Source organism: Elstera litoralis, from assembly GCF_000963705.1.
GTDB classification, from domain to species: Bacteria; Pseudomonadota; Alphaproteobacteria; order Elsterales; family Elsteraceae; genus Elstera; species Elstera litoralis.
Genome location: NZ_LAJY01000820.1, coordinates 1 through 884, shown reverse-complemented (window position 1 = coordinate 884; position 884 = coordinate 1). Strand labels below are relative to the sequence as shown.

Genomic DNA, 884 nt, shown 5'->3' with positions numbered 1-884 from the left:
TTCCTGCAAATCACCGATAACGGCGCAATTGCGCGCGGGGCCGTGTTCATTCAGCGCCCCGGCAAGATGCGCTTCGATTACGCCCCGCCCTCCCCCGTGGTGATGGTGGCGGACGGAACGCTGCTAACCTTCCATGACCGCGAACTCAACGAAACCACCAGCCTGCCGCTCAGCAGCACGCCGGTGGCCTTTTTGTTGCGCGATAAGGTGCGCCTTAGCCAAGACCTCACCGTCACTAAAATCGATCGTGGCCCCGGCGTGCTGCGCGTTTCGGTGCGCGAAACCGATGATCCCGAACAGGGCGAACTCACAATACAGTTCAGCGAGGCCCCGTTTCGGCTGGAACAATGGGCCGTGCTCGACAGCCAAAACCGCCTGACTAAAGTAACGCTAATCGAGGCACGCGCGGGCGACCCCATCAACCCAAAGGTGTTCGAATTCCGCGACCCGAAGTTCTTCAATCAGCCGGTGGAGCGTTTTAATTAGGCGCGTTGGATATTGAGCGTGACAAGGCGAGCGAACGCTCGCCGTGCCTTTTTTGATACGAATATTCTCGTCACGGCGTTTTCTGCGCCGTGTGTTTCACTCTCAAAATCTCGACAATGCGCGCCTCGTCCAGCACGCGATAAAAAATGATGTAGGTCGGATGTGCGACCAGTTCGCGCAGGAAGGTCGGCAGGCCCGGCCTGCCCGTGCGGCCCAGTTTTGGATACTGCGCAAGCGGCAACACTTTGGCGCGCAGCTCTTGGCCGAATTCTTCGGCCTTAATCGGCTTGTCCTCGGCGATGTGGTCAATGAGCTTGTCTAAGTCGGCCTCGGCTATCGGTCGCCAGACGATGCGATAAGGCGTCGTCATGGGTTCAGCTTTGCTCCTGCGGCCTTGT

General features: G+C 58.7%; 2 protein-coding genes. One reads left to right on the top strand and one right to left on the bottom strand.

Annotation, left to right across the window (positions count from 1 at the left end; translation table 11 throughout):
* The coding region (locus tag VZ95_RS19995) for a LolA family protein (RefSeq protein ID WP_045777430.1) at positions 1–486 on the top strand (486 nt) is incomplete at its 5' end.
* Between the two features lie 70 nt (positions 487–556).
* Here VZ95_RS19995 and VZ95_RS19990 read toward each other — a convergent pair.
* A partial coding sequence (locus VZ95_RS19990) for a type II toxin-antitoxin system RelE/ParE family toxin (protein WP_232302778.1) occupies positions 557–884 on the bottom strand: 328 nt, incomplete at its 5' end.